Source organism: Aquitalea sp. ASV15, assembly GCF_016429115.1.
Lineage (GTDB): Bacteria > Pseudomonadota > Gammaproteobacteria > Burkholderiales > Chromobacteriaceae > Aquitalea > Aquitalea magnusonii.
This window is the reverse complement of sequence record NZ_JAELTZ010000046.1, coordinates 23564-31106: the sequence shown is the minus strand read 5'-3', so window position 1 is coordinate 31106 and position 7543 is coordinate 23564. Positions and strand designations below refer to the sequence as shown.

At 61.0% G+C, this 7543-nt stretch carries 7 protein-coding genes; 5 read left to right on the top strand and 2 right to left on the bottom strand.

Annotated features, from left to right (window positions below; genetic code table 11):
* The 3 genes from JHD64_RS16940 to JHD64_RS16930 form a co-directional block, all read left to right on the top strand.
* Positions 1-710, top strand: a 710-nt coding sequence (locus JHD64_RS16940; RefSeq protein ID WP_199054372.1) for a phosphomethylpyrimidine synthase ThiC, incomplete at its 5' end; no start/stop codon positions are given.
* Between the two features lie 387 nt (positions 711-1097).
* Positions 1098-1550: a GNAT family N-acetyltransferase gene (locus JHD64_RS16935; protein ID WP_199054363.1), complete on the top strand. Its 453-nt coding sequence runs from the start codon at positions 1098-1100 to the stop codon at positions 1548-1550.
* Positions 1551-1609: 59 nt separating this feature from the next.
* Complete coding sequence (locus tag JHD64_RS16930) at positions 1610-1924, top strand: EthD family reductase (protein WP_199054361.1); 315 nt, start codon at positions 1610-1612, stop codon at positions 1922-1924.
* Here the strand turns inward: JHD64_RS16930 and JHD64_RS16925 are convergent.
* Complete coding sequence (locus tag JHD64_RS16925; protein ID WP_199054360.1) at positions 1921-3132, bottom strand: winged helix-turn-helix domain-containing protein; 1212 nt, start codon at positions 3130-3132, stop codon at positions 1921-1923. The two genes, JHD64_RS16930 and JHD64_RS16925, sit on opposite strands and share 4 nt — an antisense overlap.
* A gap of 27 nt (positions 3133-3159) precedes the next feature.
* Here JHD64_RS16925 and JHD64_RS16920 point away from each other — a divergent pair, with 27 nt between their 5' ends.
* On the top strand, positions 3160-3489 hold the full coding sequence (locus JHD64_RS16920) for a DUF2789 domain-containing protein (protein WP_233170558.1): 330 nt from the start codon (positions 3160-3162) through the stop codon (positions 3487-3489).
* A 78-nt stretch (positions 3490-3567) separates the two neighbouring features.
* Here the strand turns inward: JHD64_RS16920 and JHD64_RS16915 are convergent, their stop codons facing one another.
* The gene (locus JHD64_RS16915) at positions 3568-5271 is read right to left on the bottom strand and encodes a methyl-accepting chemotaxis protein (RefSeq protein WP_199054359.1); all 1704 of its coding nucleotides are present in this window, start codon (positions 5269-5271) and stop codon (positions 3568-3570) included.
* 294 nt (positions 5272-5565) lie between these two features.
* On the opposite strand from JHD64_RS16915, the gene JHD64_RS16910 reads away from it, so the two are divergent.
* Positions 5566-7542 carry a U32 family peptidase gene (locus JHD64_RS16910; RefSeq protein WP_199054357.1) on the top strand — a complete coding sequence of 659 codons (1977 nt, stop codon included), beginning with the start codon at positions 5566-5568 and terminating at the stop codon, positions 7540-7542.
* The last annotated feature ends 1 nt before the right edge of the window (position 7543 follow it).

Sequence of the window (7543 nt, the reverse complement as noted above, 5' to 3'; positions counted from 1 at the left end):
GCAGCGTGTGGGATGCCAATGACGCCGCGCAACTGGGCGAACTGAAAACCCTGGGCGAGCTGACGCAGCTGGCCTGGAAACACGATGTGCAGGTGATGATCGAAGGCCCCGGCCATGTGCCGATGCAGCTGATCAAGGAAAACATGGACAAGGAACTGGAGTGGTGCCACGAAGCGCCGTTCTACACCCTGGGCCCGCTCACCACCGATATTGCACCGGGCTACGACCACATCACCTCGGCCATCGGTGCGGCGCAGATCGGCTGGTATGGCACGGCCATGCTGTGCTACGTCACCCAGAAGGAACACCTGGGTCTGCCCAACAAGGATGACGTCAAGGAAGGCATCATCACCTACAAGCTGGCCGCCCATGCCGCCGACCTGGCCAAGGGCCACCCCGGCGCGCAGATCCGCGACAACGCCTTGTCCAAGGCGCGTTTCGAATTCCGCTGGGAAGACCAGTTCAATCTGGGTCTGGACCCGGACAAGGCGCGCAGCTTCCATGACGAAACCCTGCCCAAGGACAGTGCCAAGGTGGCGCACTTCTGTTCCATGTGCGGCCCGCATTTCTGTTCGATGAAGATTACCCAGGACGTGCGCGAATTCGCCGCCCAGCAGGGCATCAGCGATGAAGCCGCGCTGCAGAAGGGCATGGAAGTGAAGTCGGTGGAGTTTGTGAAGGGTGGAGCCAAGCTGTACGACAAGATCTGATCTTGTCGATCCGCTGACTTATCCACAAGTCTGAAAAAAACGGCAGCTGCGGCTGCCGTTTTTCATGGTGGCACTTTATCCACAGCCGTCAGGTTCAAGCAGGGAGGCGGATAGCGACAGTCATGCCGGCATGCGGCTGTTTCCGGACGTCCGCCATGTAGGCGGGCTGCTTGAAATTCCTTTAGTTTCAATGATTTGTCGAGTCCGGCTGTATTGTGGATAAATAGCGAAATACTGATGGGCTGTGGATAAAGCCATTCAAGCAAGCTGTTGCCCACTCCCCACTCCCCACTCCCCACACTGGTTCCATTCCATCCACCGCGATTGGCTCTGCTCATGGAGCCATAAGCCGTGCAGCATGAAGGCTGATCCATCAAGGAGTTTGTCATGTCGCAGACTGTTCATATCCGCCCACTTGCCGCCGCAGATTTTGCTGCCTGGCTGCCCTTGTGGCAGGGCTATCTGGATTTCTATCACAGCAGTCAGAACGAGGCCGACACCGCCATCACCTGGCAGCGTTTTCTTGACCCGGCCGAGCCCATGCAGGCCTGGCTGGCCTGGCAGGGCGAGCGGGCGGTGGGGCTGGTGCATACGGTATTGCATCGCAGTAGCTGGACCCCCGGCAATTACTGTTATCTGCAGGATTTGTATGTACAGCCGGAAGTGCGCGGCACGGGAGCGGGACGGGCGCTGATCGAGCAGGTGTATGCCTATGCGGCAGATGCCGGCTGCAGCCGGGTGTACTGGCTGACCCATGAAAGCAATGCCACGGCGCGCCAGCTGTACGACCGGTTGGCTGACAATCTGGGCTTCATCCAGTACCGCAAGCAGCTGGTTTGAAGCTGGAGTATGGCTGGCGATGCGCTTATGCTGATGGCCTTACCACCAAGGACATGGTCATGATCAACGTCAGCATTCTCTATCCGTATAGCGCTACTGCCCGTTTCGATTTCGACTACTACCTGCAACAGCACATGCCGCTGGCCAGCCAGCTGCTGGCCCCGGCCTTGCTGGACATGCGGGTGGAGAAGGGCATCAGCGGCAGCCAGCCGGGCAGTCCCCCCAACTTCACTGCGCTGTGCCAGTTGCAGTTCGAGTCGCTTGAGACATTTTTGGCGGCTTTCATGCCAATCGCCGAACAGTTGCAGGGTGATATCGCCAATTACACCGATATCACACCGCAAATCCAGTACAGCGAAATCCTGCTGGGCTAGTTTGTTGCCAGCTGAACGGCCAGTGCGCTAGGCCCCTGCTGTAATTGAATGCGCGGGGTGCCATGCCAGGCGGCCAGCTTGTGCAACATGGCAGCCAGATCGCGGTATAGCTGCGCGCTGGGCCGGATACCGGCTTCCAAGTAGAGCGCCTTGATTTCAAACACGCCTTGCTGGCGGTGGGCCTTGGCATCCATGCGTCCCACCAGCCGGCCACGGCTGAGCAGCGGCAACACGAAATAGCCGAACTGGCGCTTGGCCGCCGGGGTATAGCATTCGATGCGGTAATCAAAGCCAAACAGTTCGCTGACACGCTTGCGGTCCCACACCAGCGGATCAAACGGCGACAGCGCGGCGCTATGGCTGGATTTGAGCTTTCCTGCCGCAGCCTGTTGCAGCTCGGCCTGCAGGCTGTGATGGACGAAAACATCGTGCTGCCAGCCTTCGATGCGGGCGGGAATCAGCTCCCCCTCATCCGCCAGCTGGTGTAGCAAAGCATCATACTTGCCCCGACGCAGCCGGTAGTAATCCGCCACCCAGCCCGCCTTGACCACGCCCAGCGCCCGGCAGCTGTGGCGCACCATGTCGCGCTGCGCTGTTTCCGCGCTGGGCAGGTGGAGGGCATCGTCCCATTCCGGCATGACCCGTTCTGCCACGTCGTAGACGCGCTGAAAATTGCGCCGCTCCTTCACCATCAGCTGGCCCAGCGTGAACAGCACTTCCAGATGGCGTTTTTCCGGTTTCCAGTCCCACCAGCCATCGCCCTTGCCGGCACTGCGCTTGAAGTCGGCCGAACGCACCGGGCCGTGTTGCCTGACCTGTTCCAGTATTGCGTGCACGGCTGGCTGGTGTTGCTCCAGCCAGCGTTGCGGGTATTTCCAGCCCATGTGCGCCGGGTCCAGCATGCGGTGGCGCAGCAGGCGGTAATCCTCGCGTGGCACAAAACAGGCTTCATGCGCCCAGTATTCAAACAGCTGGCCACTGGCTAGCGCGGCATCCAGCCAGGCCGGGTCGTAATGGCCCAGCCGGCTGTACAGCACCAGATAGGGGCTGCGCGCCACCACGCTGATGGTGTCGATCTGCAGCAAGGCCATGCGGCGGATGGCGCTCATCAGATCAGCCGGGCCTGCCTTGCGGCGGGGCGGGGCCAGCAGCCCCTGGGCGGCCAGATGCAGCAGGCGGGCTTGTGGCAGGCTTAGGTGCAGGGTCATGGTGTGGGCTGGCAGGAGACAGGACAGATGACTATAGCAAAGCCATTGCGCTTGTCGATTGCACTGTGTTCCGTTCCGCGCCATCCTGCAGTACTGCATCAGGAGCTAGAGGAAAAAATAATGATGGATACCGGCAAGCATCAGCTGGAGCAGCTGTTTGCCCAGCTTGGTCTGGACAATGATGTCACGGCTATAAAAGTGTTTTTGGCGCGCCACTGGCTGGAGCCGGGACAGGCGCTGGCCGATGCGCCGTTCTGGAGTGCCGCCCAGGCAGAGTTTCTGCGGCAGGCCCTGGCCTGTGACGCCGAATGGGCGGAGGCGGTGGATGAGCTGGCTGCCTTGCTGAGCCAGAAATAGCCGTTGAACGCTGCCATGGACGCGGGCTGCAGCTTTTGCTGGTGCAGCCCGCGTTTTTATTGTGCCCGCTGGGGGTGATCACCCGGTGGTGGGCAGCTCCCGACCGGCGAAGGCCATTGGTCCGGCGGGCTGATGACTGGCCTGACCGGTCTGCGGCAGGGTGAAGTAGCTGATGGCTGCTTGCAGCTCGTGCGCCATTTGTTCCATGGCGCTGGCCGAGCTGGCGGTCTGGTTGGCGGCGGTGCTGGTTTCTTCCGACATCTGTGCCACCTGTTCCACATTGCTGGCGATCATGGTACCGGCTGCCTGTTGTTCGGCCAGTGCCACCGAAATGGCTCCCACCGACTGTTTGATGCTGTTGACATTGCCGTTGATGCCACTGACGGTATCACGCGCCTTGCCGGCCTGGCGCAGCCCGGTTTCCATGCGTTCCACCGTGGCGTGCACATTGCGGATCACCAGTTCGCTGCTTTCCAGCATCTCGCGGATCATGCTGCTGATTTCGGTGGTGGACTGGCCGGTGCGCTCGGACAGTTTGCGCACCTCGTCGGCCACCACGGCGAAGCCGCGGCCCTGTTCGCCGGCCCGTGCCGCCTCGATGGCCGCATTCAGCGCCAGCAGATTGGTCTGGTCGGCCACGTCGCGAATGATGGCCACCACCTGGGAAATCTTCTGCGAGCGATCGCCCATCAGGTCGGCCTGCTGTTGTGACTGGTGAGCAAGGTCTGCCACCGACTGGATGGTTTGCAGCGTGTCGACAATCACCTGTTCACCGCTGTGTGCCAGCTCGCCGGAGGCCGAGGCGTCCTTGGCCACGTCCTGAGCATTGTCGCTGACCGAGCAGATGCTCACCGACAGTTGTTCGACCGAGGCCGACATCGAAGACGCGGCGCGGGTTTGTTCTTCCGCGCTGACGGCAACCTGCTCCGAGGCACTGGCCAGCTCGCTGGCGTGTACGGTCAGCTTGCCGGTAATGCCATCCAGGTGGCGCACCAGCCGGATCAGCTCGCTCTGCATGTGGGCCATCGACGCCACAATGCTGTGCTGGTCAGCGGAGCCCACTGGCAGCCGGTCTGCCAGATTGCCGCGGGCAATGCGGCTGGCCAGTGCCACCACATCACGCGGCTCGCCGCCCAGCTCGGCCAGCAGGCGGCGGATGATGAAGGCGGCCAGCAAGGCTCCCAGCACTATGCCGCCCAGCATCAGCCCCAGCGACAGGGCGGAGAAGGTGCGGGCATGGCTTTGCGAGCTGGCAAAGTTTTCGGCGGCCACCCGCAGCTGCAGGTCGATCAGGGCATTGATGCGGCTGGAAACGGGATCGATGGCGGGGTAGAGCTCCTTGTCCAGAAACTGTTGCAGCGCCGCCTGGTCTTTGGCCTGCACGATCTGGCGCAGCCGCACCATGCTGGCATCGGCCTGGTGCATGGCTTGTTCGGCCTGGTCGGCCAGGATTTTTTCGTCAGCAGTCAGATAGGTGGCACGGTAGTCGCCCCATTGCTGCTTGAGCGTGGCCTGTGCCTGGTCCAGGCCATTGAGGAAATCCGTCTGGCTCAGGCTGCCGGCGTGCAGCTTGTGGGCGGCATCGACGATATTGACCGCATAGCTGTCGCCAGCCAGCTTCAGCTGCTTGAGGCAGACCACGCGGTCGTTATAGGTGGTGGCAAAATCGGCCAGGATGTTTTGCTGGGTCAGCCAGCCAAAGCCGCCGACGCCCAGTGTGATCAGCTGCAGCAGGGCGATGAGCGCAAACAGCTTCTGGCCTATGGTAAGGCGGTCCGACATGATGATTACCCCCTGGATTCATCCGGAATGATGATTGGTTTTATATTGGTATTATCGTTGTAGTGTCGCTGACAGAACGCTTGCAAGCCCTGTTTGGCAAGTTAAGTAAGCGCACTTAGTAGGCTTGCGCAGCGGGTCATCTTTTTGTCATGTGCTTGTCGCACAAGGGTATAAGCAGAGTTGACTGAAAATGGCGGGTGGCTATCTATAAGCTACTGATTACGTTATAATTCCGCCCCTTCCCATGGCGGTATCCGCCAGCAGGAAAGCCCTTTTTTCAAGTCAGGAATCGTCATGAGTCTGTTGTCGCACCAGATCGAGCTGCTGTCCCCCGCCAAAACCGCTGAAATCGGCCGGGAAGCCATCCTGCATGGCGCGGATGCGGTATATATCGGCGGCCCCAGCTTTGGTGCCCGGCACAATGCCAGCAACAGCCTCGAGGATATCGCCGGTCTGACCCGGTTTGCCCATCGCTACCATGCGCGCATCTTTGCCACGCTCAATACCATCCTGCACGACGCCGAGCTGGAAGCCGCGCGCAAGCTGATCTGGCAGCTGTACGACGCCGGGGTGGATGCACTGATCATCCAGGACATGGGCATCCTGCAGATGGACTTGCCGCCCATCGAACTGCATGCCTCCACCCAGTGCGATATCCGTGATGCCGACAAGGCGCGCTTTCTGGCCGATGCCGGCCTGTCGCAACTGGTGCTGGCGCGCGAACTGAGCATTCCCGACATCAAGCGCATTGCCGCCCGCGTCGGTGATGCTGCCACCATCGAATACTTCATCCACGGTGCCTTGTGCGTGGCCTTCTCCGGCCAGTGCTATATCAGCCATGCCGATACCGGGCGCAGTGCCAACCGCGGCGATTGCTCGCAAGCCTGTCGCCTGCCTTACACCCTGACCGACAAGGACGGCGGCGTGGTGGCCTTCGACAAGCATTTGCTGTCGATGAAGGACAATAACCAGAGCAAGAACCTGGAAGCCCTGCTGGATGCCGGCGTGCGTTCGCTCAAGATCGAAGGCCGCTACAAGGATGTGAGCTATGTGAAGAACATCACCGCGCACTACCGTCTGTTGCTGGATGAAATCATCGAGCGCCGCCCGGAACTGGCACCGGCCTCCAGCGGCAGCTGCGAGATCTTCTTTGCGCCGGACCCGGACAAGACCTTCCACCGTGGCAGTACCGATTACTTTGCCACCGGCCGCAAGATCGACATCGGCGCCTTTGATTCGCCCAAGTTTGTCGGCGTGGCGCTGGGTGTGGTGCACAAGGTGGGGCCAGACTGGCTGGAGATTGCCACCCCGGAGACCATGAGCAATGGCGACGGCATCAACTTCATGAAAAAGCGTGAAGTGGTGGGCATGCAGCTCAATACCGTCAAGCAGATCGGCCATGTGCCGGGCGGCCACCTGCTGTGGCGTTGCCAGCCGAATGATCCGGCCTTGCTGCAAGGGCTGAAGCCGGGGACCGATCTGTGCCGTAACCGCGATCACGCTTGGGAACTGGCGCTGCTGAAAAAGTCGGCTGAACGCAAGGTCGGGGTATGGCTGACGCTGAGCGAACAGGCCGATGGCCTGCAGCTGACGGTGAGCGATGAGGATGGCTGTAGTGCCAGCGCCAGCGCCGTGCTGGCACTGGAGCCGGCCAAGGATGCCGCCAAGGCCGAGACGGGCCTGCGTGACAGCCTGGCCAAGCTGGGCAATACCATGTTTGTTGCCCACGACGTGAGCTTGCAGCTGAGCCAGCCGTGGTTTGTGCCGGCATCGGCCATCAATGCCTTGCGCCGCGAGGCCATCGAACAGCTGGAACAGGCCAGGCTGGACGGATGGCTGCGGCCGCAGCGCAAGGCGGCGGTGGAGCCGCCGGTGGAATACCCGGAAAAGACGCTGAGCTATCTGGCCAATGTCTACAACCAGCTGGCCTGGCAGTTCTATCGCAAGCACGGGGTGGAGGTGATCGAGGCGGCTTACGAGGCGCATCAGGAAGAGGGCGAAGTCAGCCTGATGATTACCAAGCACTGCCTGCGCTTTTCCTACAATCTCTGTCCCAAGCAGGCCAAGGGGGTGAAGGGGGTGATGGGCCAGGTGCGCGCCGAGCCGATGACGCTGAAATCCGGCAATGAAACCTACACCCTCAAATTTGAATGCCGTCCCTGTGAAATGCATGTGATGGGCAAGATGAAAAAGCACATCCTGAAAGCGCCGGCTCCCAGCGAGATTCCCTACACCGCGCCGATGACCTTCTTCAAGCAACGTCCGCAATAAG